The sequence below is a fragment of the Cupriavidus taiwanensis genome (assembly GCF_900249755.1).
Taxonomy (GTDB): Bacteria; Pseudomonadota; Gammaproteobacteria; order Burkholderiales; family Burkholderiaceae; genus Cupriavidus; species Cupriavidus taiwanensis_D.
On the sequence record NZ_LT976853.1, the window covers coordinates 165,584 to 184,693 of the forward strand.

Genomic DNA, 19,110 nt, shown 5'->3' on the forward strand with positions numbered 1-19,110 from the left:
ACAGTGTCGATGTCAGCATCATGGACCTTACCATCATTGGAAGGTCAAGGATCGATGTAGATGCTGCCCGCGCCACCTCCACACCAGAAATTTCCCCTTGCGCTTCCCATCGTGGCAAGGTTCACACTGTGTCTGTCGCGGCTCGATGCCGTATTTCCCTCTTGTTCAGGAGCGTTCCAGCATGATCCAGTTCCAGGTAGAAGGCATGACGTGCAACCACTGCGTCGGCGCCATCACGCGCGCCGTGCTGGCCGTCGACCCCGCCGCGCGTGTCAGTGCCGATGTGCCGGCCCAGTCTGTTCGCGTCGACAGCGACGCCGACACGCAGGAGCTGCGCGAGGCCATCGAGGAAGCCGGCTACCCGGTCAAGTCGGTGGCGTAAGCCGTCGCCAGACAGCAAAAAGGGCGCCCCCGGGCGCCCTTTTGCTTGCCGTGTGCCGCGCTCAGAAGCGGTAGCCCACGTTCAGGAACGTCACCACCGGATCGATCTTGATCTTGGTGTGCGACTGGATCGTCACCGGCCCGGCCTGGGTGGTGAACGACGCCCGCGTCGACACCGGCACGTACGACACCGACAGCCCGACGAACCAGTTGTCGTTGATGGCGTAGTTGGCGCCGATATTGAACACCGGGTTCCACGACGGCTTGGCGCTCGCGGTCATGCGCGCGCCCGGCGCGAACTCGCGGTTGACGAAGTTCTGGTTGGTAATGGTCTCGTCGGTGAACCAGGTGTAGTTCACGCCGATGCCGATATAGGGACGGAACTTGGTCTTGGCGTCGAAGAAGTGGTACTTGACCACCAGCGCCGGGCTCCACTGCTTGACCGAGCCCAGCTTGCCGTACTGGGCGTAGTTGCCGGTGCCCTTGACATCATGCTTGGGCGGAATGCCCGCGACGAACTCGCCGGAGATGTTGTCGGTGAAGTAGTGGCTGAAGGCCAGGCCCAGCGTGTCGGCGGACTCGATCTCCGCGCCGGTGTTGGGACGGGTCATGCCGACCGGGCGGCCGCCGATGCTGTCGACGGTCAGCGGATCGGCGGAGCTGTTCGGCATCACGCGGAACCAGCCCATGCTGACGATATTGCTGCCCGCGGACTGCGCGTGTGCGGCTCCGGTCAGCGCCATCACGGCGCCCGCGGCCAGCATCTTCTTATAGGTCGATTTCATAATCCTCTTACTCCTCTTTCGGTAACTGCCGCGTGCATTATCCGGCCAGCCCGTGCGCGGTTGTTTCATCAATGACACGGATTCGTAGAGGCAGCCCCCTAAAGGGAGGGTTAACCATAGGAAAAAGGGGCGGCAGCGGCCCACCCGGCCGCCATCCGCTGCATCCACGCAACGGTTTATGCCGCGCCGTGGAAAAAACCCTCACAAGGAAGCGGTTTTAGGGGCCAGGCCCGCAACAGCGACCGGCGGGCCTGCCCCCGAAGTGCCGTCAGGGCGTCACGATGGCAAAGTTGGGCTCGGACTTGTCCATCAGCCCCGCCCACGCGGCCAGCGCCTGCGGGTCGCCCTCGACGCGCGCGCGGCCCGCCTGGGTCTCGGCCTGCAGCGTGGTCTGGCCGGCCAGCACGCCCATCAGCACCGCGCGCGGCATGGTCAGCGTCGCCTGCGGCGCGGCGTGCTGCGCGTCGGCCTTGTAGCGGAATACGCCGTTTTCCACGGTCAGCGCGAAGCGCTTGCCGGTGTCCGGCTGTACCCAGTTCAGCGCCAGCGTCTTGCCGGCGGCCCGATCGCCGTTCAGGCTGATCGCCAGGTAGTCCAGGAACATGGTGTCGGTCATCGCGCGCAGCACGTCGGGGCTGCCGGCGCGGCGGCCGGTCTTGGGCGGGCCGCCGCGCAGCTCGGCGGCGCCGCTCAGGTAGGCGTTGCGCCAGGTCGACGATTCCGCCTGGTAGCCGAGCTGCTCGAGCGCATCGGCCTCGAGCTGGCGCGCGGCCTGGTTGGACGGATCGGCAAAGACCACGTGCTTGACCACCTCGGCCACCCAGCGGTACTCGCCGCGCGCATAGGCGGCGCGGGCCTGCTCCAGCACGCGCGCGGCGCCGCCCATGAATTCGACATAGCGCTTGCCCGCCTCTTCCGGCGGCAGCGGGTTCAGGTTGGCCGGGTTGGCGTCATACCAGCCCAGGTAGCGCTGGTACACCGCCTTGGCGTTGTGGCTGACCGTGCCGTAGTAATCGCGCAGGTGCCATTCGCTGGCCAGCGACGGCGGCAGCTTCACGCGCTCGGCGATCTCGGCGGGCACGTAGCCCAGGTTGGCTAGCCGCAGCGACTGGTCGTGGATGTACTTGTAGCCGTCGCGCTGCTTGCCCAGGTAGGTGACGATCTCCTGGCGGCCCCAGGTAGGCCAGTGGTGCTGGGCGAACAGGACTTCGGTGCGGCCGCCGAAGCGGTCGATGGTCTCGTCCAGCGCGCGCCACCACTGGTTGGCGTCGCGCACCTGCGCGCCGCGGATGGTGTAGAGATTGTGCAGGTTGTGGGTCGCGTCCTCGGCCGCGCACAAGGCCTTCCACTGCGGGAAGTACATCAGCATCTCGGCCGGGGCCTCGGTGCCGGGCGCCATCAGGAACTCGATCTGCACGCCGTCGATGGTGCGGGTCTCGCCGGTCTTGTGGATCAGGTCGGTCGGCGCGATCAGCGTCAGCGTGCCGTGCGCGACCGCCTTGCCCAGGCCCACGTCGACCTGGCCGGTGGCCGAGCGCGGCAGGTTGAAGCCATACATGTACTGGGCGCGGCGGCTCATGGCGTTGCCGGCGAAGACGTTCTCGCTGACGGCTTCTTCCATGAAGCCCTCCGGCGCCAGCACCCTGACCCGGCCGGCCCTGACATCGTCCTCGCTGATCACGCCCTTGACGCCGCCGAAGTGGTCGCCATGGCTGTGGGTGTAGATCACCGCCAGCACGGGCTTCTTCGGCCGGTGCTTGAAATACAGCTCGAGGCCGGCGTGCGAGGTTTCCGTCGCGGTCAGCGGGTCGATCACGATCAGCCCGGTATCGCCCTCGATGATGGTCATGTTGGCGATATCGAAGCCGCGCACCTGGTAGATGCGGTCCGTCACCTGGAACAGCCCGTGGTGCAGGTTGAGCCGGGCCTGGCGCCACAGGCTGGGGTTGACCGTGGCGGGCGCGGTGTCCTGCTTGAGGAATTCGTACGGCTCCAGCGTCCACACCACGTTGCCCCTGGCGTCGCGGATCTCGGTACTGTCCAGCGTGCCGATGAAGCCACGGCGCGCCGCCTCGAAGTCGCGCCGGTCCTGGAACGGAAGCTGCTGCAGCACGGCCGCGTTGGCGCGCGCGGTGGCGTCGGTGGCGGGCTTGCCTGCGCCGGCCCCGGCGGGAGCGGCGCCGGCGGTCCCGGCAAGGCTTAGGGCGGCGGCCAGCGCGGTGGCGGCGGCGGCAAAGGCGGTCGGATACGGCATCTTGGTCTCCTGGTTCCTGCGCCGGGCGCAGGGGTGCGGCCGGCAACGCTTCTGTCATTGTGCTGAACGTTCAGTACAATCCCGGAGTTTGCTGGCAGACCTCGTCTACTGTCAAATAGAGCCCGGCCGCCGCTGCAGGCTGCTGCCGACGCCATATCCCCGCTCCTATTGGTTGCCCGCCCCCACCCATGCCCCCGACCCGCCAGTCCGCCGAGCTTGCCGCCTCCCCCCCTTCCGCGCCGGTCGCCAAGAACCGGCGCGGGCTGGAAACCCGCGAGCGCGTGCTCGCGGTCACGCGCGGGCTGATCAGCGCGCGCGGCTACGCCGAGGTCACGCTCGACCAGATCTCCGCCGAGGCCGGCGTGGCCAAGAGCAGCCTGCTGTGGCATTTCGGCAGCAAGGAAATGCTGCTGGCGGAGGCCGCCACCAGCCTGTTCCGGCAGATCGGCGACGACCTGGGCGCCGAGCCGCACCACGGCCGGACCGCGGCACGGCGGCTCGAGAACAGCTTCGACCGCGTCGCCGACTATCTCACCGCCAACCCGGAGGCCAAGGGCGTGGTGCTGGCGCTGCTGTTCTCGGGCAGCGTGCCGGCCAGCGTGCGCGACGAAATCCGCCGCAGCTGGGACAGCCACGTGCAGGATCTGGTCGAGGCGCTGTCGGCCCCTGGCCGTGCGCTGCCCGCAGCGATGGCGCGCCTGATGATCGCGACCATCCACGGCTGCTACTGCCACTGGTACGCCAGCGACCGCAGCGAGCCGATCGCCGCCTTCCTGGCGCCGGCACGCGAGCTGTTCGGCGACTGGCTGCGTGAGCGGGACCGAGACCGCTGATCAGCCGCGGCTGGCCAGCACGCACGCGGCCAGGTCCCACAGCGCATAGCCCACGCTCTTGAACACCAGCGGGCTGCCGGCCCGCGCGCGGATGGCATCGGCCTGCAGGATCGCGGTTTCGAAGGGCTGCACGTCGGCCCAGTCGATGCCGGCCTGCAGCAGGTCGCCGGCTTCTTCCTCGATGCCGAACAGGGTATCGGCCAGCAAGCGGCCCTGGTCCGCGGCGGCATGGCACAGCGCCGGCGGCAGTTCGCACATGTCGGGCCGGAATGCGCCGACCGCGGCAATGAAGTGATGGTCGCGCCAGAGCCCGCTGTCGAGGTCCGGCAGCACCGGGCTGCGGCTCGACGTGACCGTGACCACCATCGACACGCGCGGCAGCACCGCGGCAACCGACTCGGCCACCTGCGCCTGCACCCCCAAGGCACGCGCATGCGCGGCCAGCGCCTCGGCCTTGTCGCGCGTGCGCGAGTGCAGCCAGAGCGTGCGCACGCCCAGCCCGGGGACGAAGGCCTCCAGGTGCGTCAGCGCCTGCACGCCCGCGCCGACGATCAGCAGTTCGCCGTCCGGCCGCGCGGCAAAGCGCTGCGCCGCCAGCAGCGACACCGCCGCGGTGCGCCGCCCGGTGACGGTGGGACCGTCGAGCATGGCGAGGCGTGTGCCGGTATGCGCATCGGCCACCACCACTTCGCCGAGGATGCTGGGCAGGCCGCGCTGCGGATTGCCGGGATGCACGGTGATGTTCTTGGTCATCACCAGCTCGCGGTTGCGCGCCGGCATCACCAGCAGCGTGCCCGCGCCTTGCTGCGCATCGCCCACCGGCAGCGCGATGCGCGGCGGCGCCATGGCGGTGCCGTCGCGCAGCTCGGCCAGCATGTCGGCAATGGCTTGCGCCAGTTCGGGATACGGCAGGCGCGCCGCGGTGGTGGCGGCATCAAGGGGAACGAGGGACATGCGCGGGCTCCGGCAGAACTTGGCGAAGCGCCATTATTGCCGATGGCCACCGGCGCTCGCCGCGGCACCGTGTCGGCGGATTTCGGTACGGACCTCAGCGCCTGGCTGCGGGCGCGGGCGCGCGCACCGAAGCACCGCGCACTTCGATGCCGATGCGGTCGACCACCTTGCCGGCGGCATCGAGCAGCTCCACCTGGTGCCGCCCCGGCCAGGGCAGCCACGCCACCTCGCCGCCGCGCCCGAGCGGCTTGCCGTCCATGCGCCAGCTGACCGCGCGCGCCGATTGGCCGGCCACGCCCTGCGCATGGAACCATACCCGCTGCGCGGCCGGCGGCATGTCGGGATCGAGCGCAAACACCGTGCCGTCGGCAGGATTGGCGATCATCGGCGCACTCTGGCGCGCCGCCGGCGCACTCACGCTGACGTGCCGCACCGCGGTACCGGCCAGGAACACTTCCTCGCGCGCCGGCTCCAGGCCGTCGTCGAAGCGCAGCGCCACGCGCTCCACGCCGGCGGGCATCGCCGGTGCCTGGCTGGCCCGCGCGCGATGCAGGACTTCCATCACGTCGTGCCACACCGGCGCCGCGCCTGACACGCCCGACACGTCGCGCATGCTGGCGCCGCTGGCGTTGCCGACCCACACGCCCACGGTGTAGTGCTGCGACCAGCCGATGCACCAGTTGTCGCGCATGTCCTTGCTGGTGCCGGTCTTCACCGCGCTCCAGAAGCGCGTGGTCAGCGGGCTGTCGAGCCCGAAGGTGCGGGCGCGGGCGTGGCGGTCGGACAGGATGTCGGCAATCACGTAGCTGGCGCCCGGCTGCATCACGGCCTTCGCCGGCACCGCCGGCGCGCCTTGCCGCAGCCGCGGCGGCGCGTAGCTGCCGCCATTGGCGAGCGCGCGGTAGGCGTTGGTCAGCGCCAGCAGCGATACATCCGCGCTGCCCAGCGCCAGGCTGTAGCCGTAGTAGTCGCCCGCCTCGGTCAGCGGCAGACCCAGCGCCACCAGGCGCTTGTGGAAGCGGTGCGGGGTCACCATCACCAGCGTGCGCACCGCCGGCACGTTCAGCGATGCCGCCAGCGACGCGCGCAGGCTGACCCAGCCGGCATAGCGGTGGTCGTAGTTCTGCGGCACGTAGAGCCCGCCGCCGACCGGCAGGTTCACCGGGCGGTCGTCGAGCAGCGACGCCGCCGTCAGCCGCTTTTCTTCCAGCGCCTGCGCGTACAGGAAGGGCTTGAGCGTCGATCCGGCCTGGCGCAGCGCCGCCGCGTGGTCCACCTGCGCGGCGCCGGACAGCGCGCCCGACGAGCCCACGTAGGCCAGCACGTCGCCGCTGGCGTTGTCGATCACCACCACCGCGCCGTCCTCGACATTGCGCCCGGCCAGTTCGCGCAGGTGGCGGTCCAGGCTGGCGACGGCGGCGCGTTGCAGGCGCGCGTCGAGCGTCGACGCAATGCGCGCGGGCATGGCGGCGCCGGCCGGCAGCTGCGCGCGCGCCTCGCTGACCAGCTGGCGCGACAGGTGTGGCGCAAGCTGCTTGAACTCTGCCGACGGCGCCGCCGCCGCGGCACGCTGCGCCACCGGTCCGGTGCGCAGCAGCGCCAGTTGCGCAAAGCCCTCCAGGCCGTCGCACTCGCGCGGCAGGCGCATCTCGCGCAGGATGCCGCAGGCGCGGCTGGCCACCTGCGCGGCGCGCGCATTGGGCGCGCGCACCAGCGCCACCGCCTGCGCCGCTTCGCGCGCATCGAGCCCTTCGGGGTACTTGCCGAACAGCACCTGCGACATCGCCGACAGCCCCACCAGTTCGCCGCGGAACGGCACCAGGTTCAGGTAGGCCTCGAGGATCTGGTCCTTGCTCCAGCTGCGTTCCAGCACCGCGGCGCCGGCGGCCTGTCCCAGCTTCTGCGTCAGGCTGCGGCCCTGCCCCGCCGCGCCCGGCCGGCGCAGGTCTTCATCGAGCAGGCCGGCCAGCTGCATGGTCAGCGTGGAAGCGCCGCGCGTACGCGTGTTCCACAGGTTGGCCCAGGCCGCCGCCGCCACGCCCTGCCAGTCGACGCCGCTGTGCGCATAGAAGCGCCGGTCTTCCGACAGCACGATGGCGGTGCGCAGCGCGGGCGAAGTCTCGGCCAGCGCGACCCAGTCGCCGCGGCGCGCGCGGAAGTCGTCGCGCACGCGGCCCACCGGCTCGCCGTGGCGGTCCAGCACCACCACGTCGGCGCTGCGCCAGTCGGCGCGCACCTGCGCGAAGGTCGGCAAGGCCGCGGCCGGTGCCGGCCAGGCCAGCGCCGCCGCCGTCGCCACCGTCGCAACCAAAGCCAGGCGCCGCGTCATGGCTGCGCGCGCCCCGATGCCAGGCCCGCCACCAGCAGCACCTGCGCCGCGGCGTAGGTCCACCAGATGCCCAGCTGGAACGATTCGAACGGCACCAGGAAGCGCGCAATGCCGATCATCAGGTCCGACGCGGCAAAGCACAGCGCGCCCAGCGCCGCCAGCGGCGTGGGCAGGCGCGCCACCAGCGCGCTGCACACCATCGCCGCGAGCACCCCCACGTACAGCGTGACCGGCACCGCCAGCGTGCCCAGGTTGGGCCAGAAGCGGCCCAGCATGGTGCCCGCCACCCCTAGCATGGCGCCGCAGGCGATCAGCCGGTGCGGGCGCGTGTCGCCCGCCAGCGGCACCAGCAGGCGCAGGTAGGCCAGGTGCGCGAGCAGGAAGGCGCCCAATCCGCCGACGAAGGAGAACGACAGCGCCGGCACCGCCAGCAGGAAATCGCCCAGCGCCGAGCACAGCAGCGCCGTGACCAGCCAGCGGCGTTCGCCGGGCACGCGGTGGAACCACGCGGCGCGCGCCAGCAGCAGCGCCATCGCCGTCTTCCACGCCGGCTGCATGGCGATATGCCCGGTCAGCGGCGCGCCCTCGGGAAGGTCCAGCGCCACCTGCACCAGCAGCGCGCCGTAGATGAGTCCGGCCATCGCGCCCGCGAGCCACCACTCGCGCACGCGCGCCGGCATCATCATCGCCAGCCAGCTCATGGGCGCGCCCCCACTGCCAGCCGCGCATTGGGCGCGACGCCGAACACGTCGGGCGCGTACATCGCCTCGACCCGCGTGGGCGGCAGCGCGAAATCGCCGGCGTTGTTCAGCCGCACCGTGTACTCGACCGAGATCTTGCCCTTGGGCAGGTAGCCGAAGTACTCGCGGTAGGCCTGCGGCGTGCGCTCGACATAGGCCGGCCACGCCGCGCCCTGGCGCCGCTCGCCGCGCGTGGCGATGGCCGAGTCGCGGCCCAGGCCGCTGCCCAGGATGGTGGCGCCGGCGGGTACCGGGTCGCTGACCACCACCCAGGTCATGTCGGCCTGCGCATCGATCTCGAGCTTGACGCGATACACGTCGCCGCGCGACCACTTGCCCGGCACCGCCTGCTCCTGCGGCGTCACGCTGCGCTGGATGCGGTAGCCCGCGGCCAGCGGCGCGGTCACCGGCACCGCCGCCATGGCGCGCACCGTGGCCCATGGCTGGCCCGCGCCGGCGTGGTCGACCTGCAGCGTGCCGCCCTCGGCGCCGGCCGGCCACGGCAGGTCGACACTGCCCTGCGCCACGCCGTCGCTGCGCTGCGCGCGCGCCCAATCGAAACTGCGGAAACTGCGCGCGGCGTCTTCGGCGTGGCTGATGCTGGCGCGCGTGGTGCCGGCCACCGGCGTCTTCTCGAACGCCTGCGCAAAGCGCGTCACCGCCAGCATGCCCCACGCGTTGGCGGTGGTGGTGCCCCAGGCACCATGCACCTGGCGCCCGAGCAGCCCGGCGGCCAGTTGCGGCGCATCTTCCTTCCAGCCCGGCAGCTCCGACGCCAGCGCCAGCAGGCGCGCGGCATTGACGTCGCCGCCGGCCATCATCCACCACCAGTTGTCGTTGCGCTCGGTGGAGAACGCCAGGCGCGTGCCCTGCACCGTCAGGCGCGAGCGCAGCAGTTGCTGGGCCTCGGCCAGGCGCTGCTCGCGCTGCGGGATGTCCTGCACGCGCGCGAGCAGCAGGGCCCAGTCCAGCAACGCCGAGGTGGGCCATTGCGCCGGCAGGATCTGGATCGACCCGAGCATGCGCGCCTGCGCGTGGCCGCTGCGTGACAGCGCCTCGAGCGCGGCCAGCTTGCGCACCTCCAGATACTGCGTGCCGCCGACCGGCGACCAGCTGTCGCGGCGGATGCGGCCTTCGACGAAGTCGGTCAGCCCGCGCTCCATCTGCGCGCGCTGCGCATCCGGAATGCGCAGCGCCAGCCCGGCGCGCGCGGCCTCGTCGGTGACCGCCAGCAGGTAGGCGGTCAGCACTTCGCTGCCGTAGTCGCTGTCGCTGTTCAGCGGGAAGTACGACGCCAAGCCGTTGGCATCGAGGTAGGACGGCAGCTGCGCCATCAGCGCGTCCCACGCGGCGCTGTCGTTCAGGCCGATGGCTTTCGACGCGCGCTGCTCCAGGCAGGTGAACGGGTAGTTGCGGAACCACTCGCGCACGCCCGGCATGCCGCCCGCCAGCGACGACTGCAAGCTGACCTGGACCCCGCCGCGCACCTTGCCGGCCGGGTCGGCCAGCGCCGCCGGCGGCGCCTTGACCGGGATCGACAGCGTCGGCGCCACCTGCGCCAGCGTGGCCTGCTGCACCGTGACCGGCACCGCCGGCACGATCTGCTGCGACACCTTGATGCGGTCGGAGGCGCCGCCAGCGCCTTGCTCGGCGGCCTGCACTTCCCACATCACGGTGCCGTTGCGCGCATACGCCAGCAGCGCGGGCGCGGTCACGTCCCAGCCGATCTCGCGCGCTTCGCCCGCCGGGATCTGCACGGTCTGCGCCGGCAGGCCGGCTTCGTTGCCGAGCAGCGTGCCGCGCGCGCTGGCCTGCACCGTCATCGCGCGCCTGGTGGTATTGCGCAGCGTGAACATGGCGCGGTAGCGGTCGTCCTCGCGCACCAGCGGCGGCAGCCCGGAAATCACCTGCAGGTCCTGCGTCGCGGCGATGGTGGCGCTGCCGGTGCCGAAGCGGCCCAGGCCCAGGTCCGCCACCGCCACGATGCGGAAGCTGGTGAGCGAATCGTTGAGCGGCACCTCGACGCTGGCACGGCCCTCGGCGTCGAGCTGCACGCGCGGGTTCCACAGCAGCAGCGTGTCGAACAGCTCGCGCGTCGGGCTCTTGCCGCCGCCGCCGCCTGCCGGCACCGCCTTGCGCCCGTAGTGCCGGCGCCCGATGATCTCCATCTGCGCGGTCGCGGTTTCCACGCCGTAGCCGCGCCGCTGCAGCATCGCGTCGAGCAGGTCCCAGCTGGTGTTGGGCATCAGTTCCAGCAGCGCCTGGTCCACCGCGGCCAGCGCCACTTCGCCGTTGGCGGCGGGCTTGCCGTCGGGCAGTCGCACCTGGATTGCCACGCGCGCCTTGCCGCGCACCGGGTAGCTGGTCTTGTCCGGGGTCACGGCGACATCGAGCCGGTGGCCGGCATTGCCGACGCGGATCTCGGCCAGCCCCAGCCGGAACGCCGGCTTGGACAGGTCGACCAGCGCGGTGGGTGCGGCGTACTCGCGCCCTTCGCTGCGGAACGCGCGCCACCACTCGCCCGGCTGGCGCCAGCCCCAGGTGAAGAACGAATACCACGGCACCTCGTGCAGGCGCCCGCGCAGGGCCAGCACCGACACGTAGACATTGGGCCCCCACTCCGGCTTCACCTGCACGCGCACGGTGGGATCGCTGCCGTGCAGCTCGACCACCTGGGTCTGGTAGATGCCCTCGCGCTCCACCGCCACCAGCGCGGTCGCATGGCGGAACGGCATGCGCACCTGGAACACCGCGGTGTCGCCCGGCGCATAGGACTTCTTCTCCGGCAGCAGGTCGATGCGGTCATGGTTCTCGCCGCCGAACCACAGCTCGCCCTGGCGCGTGACCCAGACGGTGGTGGCGGCCTGCGCGGTGCGGCCATCCTTGTCGCGCGCGCTCGCCACCAGCTCGATCTGGCCGGCCTGCTCCAGCGCCACCTCGCAGCGCGCGCGGCCCTGCGCATCGGTGCGGGTTTCGCACACGGTGCCGAGGTCGCGGGTCTCGGTGCGGTTGTCATAGCGGTAGAAGCCGCCGACCACGCGCTTGCGCGCCGAGGTGGTGATGCGGGCGCGCGCATTGATCTTGACCGGCGCATCGGCCACCGGCTTGCCGTTGACGTCGAGCACCACGCCGTGCACGGCCAGCTTCTGCCTGACCGAGACCCAGTCGTCGGTGCGGATGCCGGCCACCACCGCCGCCGGCCATAGCGGCACGGTCTGGCGCAGCGTCTGGATCTCGCCGTTGGGATCGGCAAAGCCGGCTTCCAGCACCAGGTCGCGCGGCGCGTCGGTCTTCGGCAGCTTGCGCAGCGTCACGCTGCCGTTGCCGTTCTTGTCCAGCGTGAGCGGCAGCTTGTCGGCGACCAGCTTCTGGCCGTCGGCGCCGGCATTGGCCTGCTGGTCCTCGTCCATCTCTTCGTCGCCGCCGCTTTCGCGCTGCGCGCGCGGCGGGTTGAACGAGAACTCGTCATAGCCGGGGAAGCTGACGTACTTGTCGCGCAGCAGCGCGGACATGCGCACCGGCAGCCCGGCGGCGCCGCCGCCGGAAAGATAGTGGATCTCGACCCCCACCGGCAGTTCGGCCGGCGCCACCACGGGCCCGGACTTGCCCGCCACCTGCAGCGTGCCGGCCAGCACCGGCAGGCGGAACGCCTCGACGCGGAAGCTGCCGCTGGTGTAGCTGCGCGCGCCATCGTCGTCCTGCGCACCGTCGCCCTTCTGCGTCTCCAGCTCGACGGTATAGACGCCGAGCTTGGCTGCCGCCGGGACCTGGAAGGTGCTTTCCGCGCTGCGCCCGCCGGTCGCGGTCTGGCGCCATTGCAGCGGCAGTTCATAGGTCTGGCCGCTGCCCTCGTGGCGGATGGTCACGCGCGTGGGCAACGGACGGCTCGCCGGCGGCAGCGCGAAGCCCTGCGCGGTCTCGGCGCGGATCAGGTGCTTCATCGACACGGTTTCGCCGGCGCGCAGCAAGGTGCGGTCGAAGATGGTGTGGGCGCGCACGGTGGGCGTGGCGCTGGTGTCGGTCGGCACATTGAAGCGCCAGCTCTCGATGCCGCGGTTCCAGTCCGACATCACGAAGGCCATGTCGGCCTTGCCGCGCGCCTGCGGGTGCGTGGCGCCGACGCGCGCGGAGACGAAATAGCCCGACAGCCCGTTCTGCTCGCAGGCGCCCTGCGGTGCCGCGGCCAGCCTGGCAAAGCGCGCCACGCCGCTGGCATCGGTGCGGCCTTCGCCAAGCAGCCGCCCGCTGCAGTCGCGCACCGCGACCGCGGCGTCGCGCACCGGCTTGCCGTCGTCGAGTGCGGTGACCCAGGCCAGCCCGCTGCGGCTGCCGTCGTCTTCATTGCCGCTGCTGCGGCCCAGCTTGAAATGCACGCCCAGGTTGGTGACCAGCGCCGCGGTGCGCACGTACATCGGCGCGCGCTTGCCCAGCAGCGCCTCGCCCAGCATCGGCGAGGCGATCTCGACCACATGGAAGCCCGGCTCCGGCAACGGGATGCCGACCACCTCGAACGGCCGCGGCGCATCGCCCGAAGGCTTGGGCACCGCCAGCTTCTGCACGCCGGGCGCGCGCTCGAGCAGCGACACCGAGCGGGTTTCGATCGACACCGCGTTGCGCGGATTGCTGACGCGGTACGGCGCGCGGCCCGCCAGCACGGCGTCGAGTTCGCCGCGCGTATAGCTGGCCTCGTGCAGGCGGCGCACCAGGCCCAGCCACTGCATCACGGCGGCGTCGTCGTCCACGCGCAGCTTCATCACGGTGCCGGCGCGGGCCTGCACGCCGCGCACGGCGAGGTCGGCTTCGACATTGCGCAGCGTCACCGGCAGCAGCGGCGGATAGTTGGCCACCGAGTCTGCCGCCGACTTGCCGCGCGGCAGTTCGCCGAAGCGCTCGACCACGCCGAACGGCGCCGCGGCAAACTTGGCCAGCGGCGGCATCGCGGCCGTGGCCACCTTGAGCGGGAACAGGTCGGCATTGGCCAGCGCGCGGCCGCTGTCGTCCTGCAGCTTGCTGGGCACTTCGATGGTGAACTGCGCCTTCTCGGCGAACGGTGCGGCGAAGGTCAGCGCGCTGACGCTGGCGTCCGGCGCCAGGTCGGCATCGAACTGCGGCGCGCGCGGTCCCGACGGGGTCTTCAGCACCACGCCCTCGGCCAGCTTGCGCGGCACCGGCGCGGAGAACGTCACCGACATCGGCCGCAGCGGCGTGCAGGGCGACTGCGCATGTTCGCGCTCGCAGCTGAAGCTGGCGGTAAACGGCTCGCGCACGGTGTAGTCGAAGCGGCGTTCCTCGCGCGTGGCGAGACCCGACGGCGTGGCGATGCCCGCGCCCAGCACCAGCTGCACCCGCGCCGCGGCCGGCAGCCGCTGCTGGCAGGCGAGCAAGTGCACCGCGTCGGGCTGCGGCTTGGCCAGGCGGTCCCAGCGGATGGCCTCGAGCACGGCGTCGCGCTCCTTGCCGGCCAGCAGCCGCACCGGGATACGCTCGCCCAGCCCCTGCGCCTGGCACCAGGCGTGCTCGCGCACCGAGGCCGCGGTGGCGGCGCCGTTGAAGCGCAGCGCGAAGACCTGGTCTTCCTCGATCTCGCCGCCGGAAGGCCGGCTCGAGACCACGGTCGGGCCGCCGGTTTCAAAGCGGTATTCGGCCTTGCCGGCATAGGCGTTGCCGGCCTCGCTGCGCAGGCCGGCGCGCATGCGCACGGTGCAGCGCACCCCGGGCGGCAGCTCGCTGGCGAAGTCGTAGACCCAGTTTCTGGCGTCGATCCAGCGCGCCTGGCCGCTGGTGCTGGCGCCGGTACAGGAGACCGCCGCCGGTGCGGCAGCCTGGACATCGCCCATCGGCACCATGGCTTCGTCGAAGCGCATGGCCACCTGCCGCACCTGGCCGACCGTGCCTTCCGGCGAGAAACGGCTCACCTGCGCGGCCAGCGCGCCGCCGGCCAGGCCAGCCAGCGCGGCCGCCAGGGCCACCGCCGCGGACGCCCGCGCCAGGCGCGATTGCTGCAGCGAACTGCCAAGACCCCGATCGGCTCGGGCGACGATCCCCTTCATCCTGCCATCCTCCGTTCCCGCCACGTTTGCGGCACCCGGCGAGGGTGACACGCACGCCACAGGAGTGCAAGACCGGCACGCTGCCGCCACGCGCTGCGGGAACCGTTTCAGCGCAGGTGCGACAGCGGCAGCGGCCCCTCGCACTTGATCGCCGTCAGCACGATATTCGAACGCACGCTCTCCACGCCAGGCACGCGCATCAGCCGCTTCATGGTGAATTCGGCCAGCGTGGGCAGGTCCGGCACCACCACGCGGATCAGGTAGTCGGCCTCGCCGGCGACGGAATAGCACTCCTGCACTTCTTCCAGCAGCAGGATCTCTTCGCGGAAGCGCTCGATGATGGTGTCGCCGTGGTGCGCCAGCTTGACGCTGACGAACACCACCACGCCCAGCCCCAGCGCCTGCGACGACAGGCTGACACGATAGCCGGTGATGACGCCGTCGGCCTCCAGCCGCGCCAGCCGGCGCCCGACCTGGCTGGGCGACAGGTGCACGCGCTCGGCCAGCTGCTGGTGCGTGATGCGCCCGTCGGCCTGCAGCGCGCTCAGCAGGGCGAGGTCATAGGCGTCGAGCGAAATACTCTGGGCAGCCATACACGAATCCCGCATTTCTTATTGAATCAATGCGCATTATATGCATGATCCGGCGAAATCAAGCGGACTATGCGGCCAGATTGCGCCTTCCCGCGCCTAAACTACGCAGTAAATCCGCATCCATGCTGGCGCCGACGCGGCCAGCCCGCATTCCAAGGAGACGCAAACCCATGTCCATCGCCATGGCCACCGAAACCCCCGGCGCCTTCCAGGGCACCCTGACCGACAAGCTCAAGGAACAGTTCGACGCCGGCCTGCTGTCCGGCCAGGAACTGCGCCCGGACTTCACCATTGCCCAGCCGGTGCACCGCTACACCAGCACCGACCACGCGATCTGGCGCAAGCTGTACGAGCGCCAGGCCGAGATGCTGCGCGGCCGCGTCAGCGACGAATTCCTGCAGGGCCTGGCCACGCTGGGCATGGAAAAGGACCGGGTGCCGGACTTCGACCAGCTCAACGAAACCCTGATGCGCGCCACCGGCTGGCAGGTCGTGGCCGTGCCCGGGCTGGTCCCGGACGAGGTGTTCTTCGAGCACCTGGCCAACCGCCGCTTCCCGGCCAGCTGGTGGATGCGCAAGCCCGAGCAGCTGGATTACCTGCAGGAACCGGACTGCTTCCACGACGTGTTCGGCCATGTGCCGCTGCTGATCAACCCGGTCTTCGCCGACTACATGGAAGCCTACGGCAAGGGCGGCCTGAAGGCGGCGGGCCTGGGCGCGCTGGAGATGCTGTCGCGGCTGTACTGGTACACCGTCGAATTCGGCCTGATCCGCACCCCGCAAGGGCTGCGCATCTATGGCGCGGGCATCGTCTCGAGCCAGGGCGAGTCGATCTACAGCCTGGACTCGGCCAGCCCCAACCGGATCGGCTTCGATGTGCGCCGCATCATGCGCACGCGCTACCGCATCGACACCTTCCAGAAGACCTACTTCGTGATCGACAGCTTCGAGCAATTGTTCGACGCCACCCGCCCGGATTTCGCGCCGCTGTACGAAGCGCTGCGCGCGCAACCGACGCTGGGCGCGGGCGATATCGCCGAGGGCGACCAGGTGATCAACGTCGGCACCCGCGAAGGCTGGGCCGATACCGAAGACATCTGATCCGGCCCGCGCCGGCAAACCCGGCGCGGCCTGCCCCATCCCTGTCCCATTTCCCGCTTTGTGAAACAATGCCGGCATGCCCGCCGCCACGGCGCGGGCGGGCCGGCTGTCCGCATTGCATTGCGGCCTTCGTTTTCGTTACGACCAGATCGAGCCCCCATGACTCCACTTTCCCCGCAAGCCCGTGCCACGCTGCTCGCCGAACTGCCCGGCTGGACCACCGTCCCGGACCGCGACGCGATCTTCAAGCGCTTTACCTTCCACGACTTCAACGCCGCCTTCGGTTTCATGACGCGCGTGGCGATCCAGGCCGAGAAGGCCGACCACCACCCGGAATGGTTCAACGTCTACAACCGGGTCGACATCACGCTGTCCACCCACGATGCCAACGGCCTGACCCAGCGCGACATCGACCTGGCCCACTTCATCGAGCGCGCCGCCGACGCGGTGACGAACTGACCCGGCAGGCCGCGGCGGCGGCTGTAGGCTAACCGTAAGGAAGCAGGGGGCGGCGCCTAGTACAATCTGCGGCAGGCCCGCACCGCCGTGTGCGCCGTGCGGCCTTTCCCTGCAAGCCATGCCCAACGTCCCTTCCGAGCTGCCGCCATGCGTATCCTGCTGATCGAGGACGACCGCCAGATTGCCAGCGGCGTCGAAGCCGGCCTGTCCCGCGCCGGCCACCAGGTGCGCGTCGTCCACGACGGCGTCTATGCCACCGAACATCTGCTGCGCGAGCAGCACGACCTGGTCATCCTCGACCTGGGCCTGCCCGGCATCGACGGCATGACGCTGCTGGCGCGCTACCGCGCCCGCAACCGCACCACCCCGGTCATCATCCTGACCGCGCGCGACGAGCTGGAAGACAAGCTCTCGGGCCTGAACGCCGGCGCCGACGACTACCTGATCAAACCCTTCGCCCTGCCCGAGCTGGAAGCGCGCGTGCGCGTGCTGCTGCGCCGCAGCCAGCATGGCGAGGCCGCGCCCGAGCGCGACGTGCGCCTGGGCCGGCTGCGGCTGTCCGGCAACGACCGCCGCATGTTTATCGACGCCCGCCCGCTGGAGCTGTCGCCGCGCGAGTTCGCGGTGCTGGAACTGCTGCTGCAGCGCCAGGGCCGCGTGGTCAGCAAGGCCCAGCTGCAGGACCACCTGGCCACCTTTGCCCACCCCGCCGGCGAGGGCGGCGATACCGTCGGCGACACCGCGATCGAGGTCTACGTGCACCGCGTGCGCAAGAAGCTCGAGGACAGCGACGTCGAGATCGTCACCGTGCGCGGCTTCGGCTACCTGCTGCAGATCCGCGCCGGACAATGAAACCGCACCGGCCGCACCGGTCACCCTGGCCGCCCCGGCTAACCGCCATGCGGCCCCGTCCTTCGGCCTAGCCGGCAATGTGGCCCCGCTCGCGCACCTCTTCCCGGGTTTCCTGGCGCACCGCCTCCCGCATCGCCACGCGGAACGTGCCGCCGCCTGCTAGCCCGGCTGATCCCGCGGACCCCACCGCTGCACCAGCCGCAGCGCGCCAGGCCTCCCGTCCCGGCTCCAACATCAGCCTGCGCGTGCACCTGCTGCGCGCCCTGGCCACGCCGCTGTTCGCGCTGGTGCTGACCAGCGGCTCGCTGTCGTACTGGCTGGCGGCGCACTACACCACGCAGGTGTTCGACCGCGCGCTGTACGGGGTCGCCAACAACATCGCCCAGCAGATCCGCATCGCCGGCCCGCGGCTGGAGCAGGACATCCCGATGATCGCGCAGACGCTGGTCGAGGCCGAGGGCACCGACCGCATCTACTGGCGCATCCACGGCCCCGACGGGCTGATCGGCGGCATGGATACCTGGCTGGGCTACGGCACCGGCCAGACCACGCTGCACGACGCGCGCCTGTTCTACGCGTGGTTCAGCGGCCGCCAGGTGCGCGCGGTGCGGCTGCCGGTGATGCTGCCCAGCGCCGCGGTCGACGAGCTTGGCACCAGCGAGGCCGGCAAGCCCGCGCGCGGGCCCATCGTGGTGGAAGTGGCGGAACTGCTGGACCGGCGCGAGACCGCCGCCAACGAGATCCTGCTGTCAGTGTCGGTGCCGCTGATCCTGCTGCTGCTGGTCGGCAGCCTGATCCTGTCGCACGTGCTCAAGGAAGAGCTGGTGCCGCTGCAGATCCTGGCCGACAAGCTCAACCGGCAGACCGCGCGCTCGCTGGCCGCGCTCGATGAAACCCAGGTCCCGGCCGAAGTGGCGCCGCTGATCCGCGGCCTGAATGCGCTGCTGGCGCGGCTGCGCGACGCGCTCGATGCGCAGCGCAAGTTCATCGCCGATGCCGCGCACCAGCTGCGCACGCCGCTGACCGCGGTCAAGCTGCATGCCGACCGCGCGCAAAGCGCCGATTCGCTGGAAGTGGCCCGCCACGCGCTGCGCGAGGTCCAGACCGCGGCCGACCGCGCGGTGCGGCTGTCCAACCAGCTGCTGTCGCTGGCACGGGCGGAGCCCGGCTTGTCGCTGGAACGGCTCGGGCCGGTGGAACACTTCGACCTGGCCGAACTGGCCTTTGAAACCGGCGCCGAGTGGGTGCCGCAGGCGCTGGCGCGCCGCATCGACCTGGGCTTCGAGATCCTGCCCGGCCCCACTTTCACCGGCAGCGCGCCGGCCGTGGTGCGCGGCAACCGGCTGCTGATGCGCGAAGCGCTGTCCAACCTGATCGACAATGCGGTGAAGTACGTGCCCGCGGGCGGGCGCATCACGGTGCGCGCCGGCGGCGAGGCCATGGGCCACCGCGGCATGGCGGTGGTGATGGTGGAAGACAACGGCCCCGGCATCGCGCCGCAGCGGCGCGAGGAAGTGTTCAAGCGCTTTTTCCGCGGCGACCGTTCCCCTGAGCCGGGCGGCGGCCGCGCCGACCAGGCGGGCGGCGCCGGCCTGGGGCTGGCCATCGTGCATGAAATCGTGACCCTGCACCACGGCACCATCCGCATCGAGGACGTGCCGCCCGGTCCTGGCGCGGCGGCACCAGCACCCGTCACGGACGGCACGGCGCAGCGGCGTCCGGTGATGCGCTTCGTGATCCGGATTCCCTGCGAGCCCGCAGGGTCGGTGGCCTGAGCCCG

13 protein-coding genes are annotated in these 19,110 nt (G+C 71.0%); 6 read left to right on the forward strand and 7 right to left on the reverse strand.

Translation table 11 applies throughout. The annotated features are described in order from the left end of the window. Positions 1-181 precede the first annotated feature (181 nt). Positions 182-382, forward strand: a complete 201-nt coding sequence (locus CBM2594_RS00780) for a heavy-metal-associated domain-containing protein (protein ID WP_116355164.1) — start codon at positions 182-184, stop codon at positions 380-382. A 61-nt stretch (positions 383-443) separates the two neighbouring features. Here the strand turns inward: CBM2594_RS00780 and CBM2594_RS00785 are convergent, their stop codons facing one another. Then, entirely contained in the window at positions 444-1,166 is a 723-nt protein-coding gene (locus CBM2594_RS00785) for an OmpW/AlkL family protein (protein WP_116355165.1), read from the reverse strand. Positions 1,167-1,434: 268 nt separating this feature from the next. Continuing rightward, positions 1,435-3,420, reverse strand: a complete 1,986-nt coding sequence (locus CBM2594_RS00790; RefSeq protein ID WP_116355166.1) for an alkyl/aryl-sulfatase — start codon at positions 3,418-3,420, stop codon at positions 1,435-1,437. Positions 3,421-3,608: 188 nt separating this feature from the next. On the opposite strand from CBM2594_RS00790, the gene CBM2594_RS00795 reads away from it, so the two are divergent. Beyond that, positions 3,609-4,253, forward strand: a complete 645-nt coding sequence (locus CBM2594_RS00795) for a TetR/AcrR family transcriptional regulator (RefSeq protein WP_116355167.1) — start codon at positions 3,609-3,611, stop codon at positions 4,251-4,253. Here the strand turns inward: CBM2594_RS00795 and CBM2594_RS00800 are convergent, their stop codons facing one another. The 5 genes from CBM2594_RS00800 to CBM2594_RS00820 form a co-directional block, all read right to left on the reverse strand. Then, a complete protein-coding gene (locus CBM2594_RS00800; RefSeq protein ID WP_116355168.1) occupies positions 4,254-5,207 on the reverse strand; it encodes a delta(1)-pyrroline-2-carboxylate reductase family protein in 954 nt (317 codons plus the stop codon). A 94-nt stretch (positions 5,208-5,301) separates the two neighbouring features. After that, positions 5,302-7,536 carry a penicillin-binding protein 1C gene (gene pbpC / locus CBM2594_RS00805; RefSeq protein WP_116355169.1) on the reverse strand — a complete coding sequence of 745 codons (2,235 nt, stop codon included), beginning with the start codon at positions 7,534-7,536 and terminating at the stop codon, positions 5,302-5,304. After that, positions 7,533-8,237, reverse strand: coding sequence for a lysoplasmalogenase (locus CBM2594_RS00810; protein WP_116355170.1), 705 nt, complete (start codon positions 8,235-8,237; stop codon positions 7,533-7,535). Before CBM2594_RS00810 ends, pbpC begins: the two co-directional genes overlap by 4 nt. Then, on the reverse strand, positions 8,234-14,326 hold the full coding sequence (locus CBM2594_RS00815; RefSeq protein ID WP_116355171.1) for an alpha-2-macroglobulin family protein: 6,093 nt from the start codon (positions 14,324-14,326) through the stop codon (positions 8,234-8,236). The genes CBM2594_RS00810 and CBM2594_RS00815 overlap by 4 nt, the downstream gene beginning before the upstream one ends. A gap of 107 nt (positions 14,327-14,433) precedes the next feature. After that, positions 14,434-14,919 carry an Lrp/AsnC family transcriptional regulator gene (locus tag CBM2594_RS00820; protein WP_116355172.1) on the reverse strand — a complete coding sequence of 162 codons (486 nt, stop codon included), beginning with the start codon at positions 14,917-14,919 and terminating at the stop codon, positions 14,434-14,436. Positions 14,920-15,089: 170 nt separating this feature from the next. Here CBM2594_RS00820 and phhA point away from each other — a divergent pair, with 170 nt between their 5' ends. The 4 genes from phhA to CBM2594_RS00840 all read left to right on the forward strand — a co-directional run bounded on the left by phhA (position 15,090) and on the right by CBM2594_RS00840 (position 19,105). After that, positions 15,090-16,019 carry a phenylalanine 4-monooxygenase gene (gene phhA / locus CBM2594_RS00825; protein WP_116355173.1) on the forward strand — a complete coding sequence of 310 codons (930 nt, stop codon included), beginning with the start codon at positions 15,090-15,092 and terminating at the stop codon, positions 16,017-16,019. Positions 16,020-16,178: 159 nt separating this feature from the next. Beyond that, complete coding sequence (locus CBM2594_RS00830; RefSeq protein WP_116355174.1) at positions 16,179-16,478, forward strand: 4a-hydroxytetrahydrobiopterin dehydratase; 300 nt, start codon at positions 16,179-16,181, stop codon at positions 16,476-16,478. Between the two features lie 147 nt (positions 16,479-16,625). Then, positions 16,626-17,330, forward strand: coding sequence for a response regulator transcription factor (locus CBM2594_RS00835; protein WP_012354320.1), 705 nt, complete (start codon positions 16,626-16,628; stop codon positions 17,328-17,330). Positions 17,331-17,407: 77 nt separating this feature from the next. Then, positions 17,408-19,105 carry a sensor histidine kinase gene (locus CBM2594_RS00840; protein ID WP_116355175.1) on the forward strand — a complete coding sequence of 566 codons (1,698 nt, stop codon included), beginning with the start codon at positions 17,408-17,410 and terminating at the stop codon, positions 19,103-19,105. Positions 19,106-19,110 lie beyond the last annotated feature (5 nt).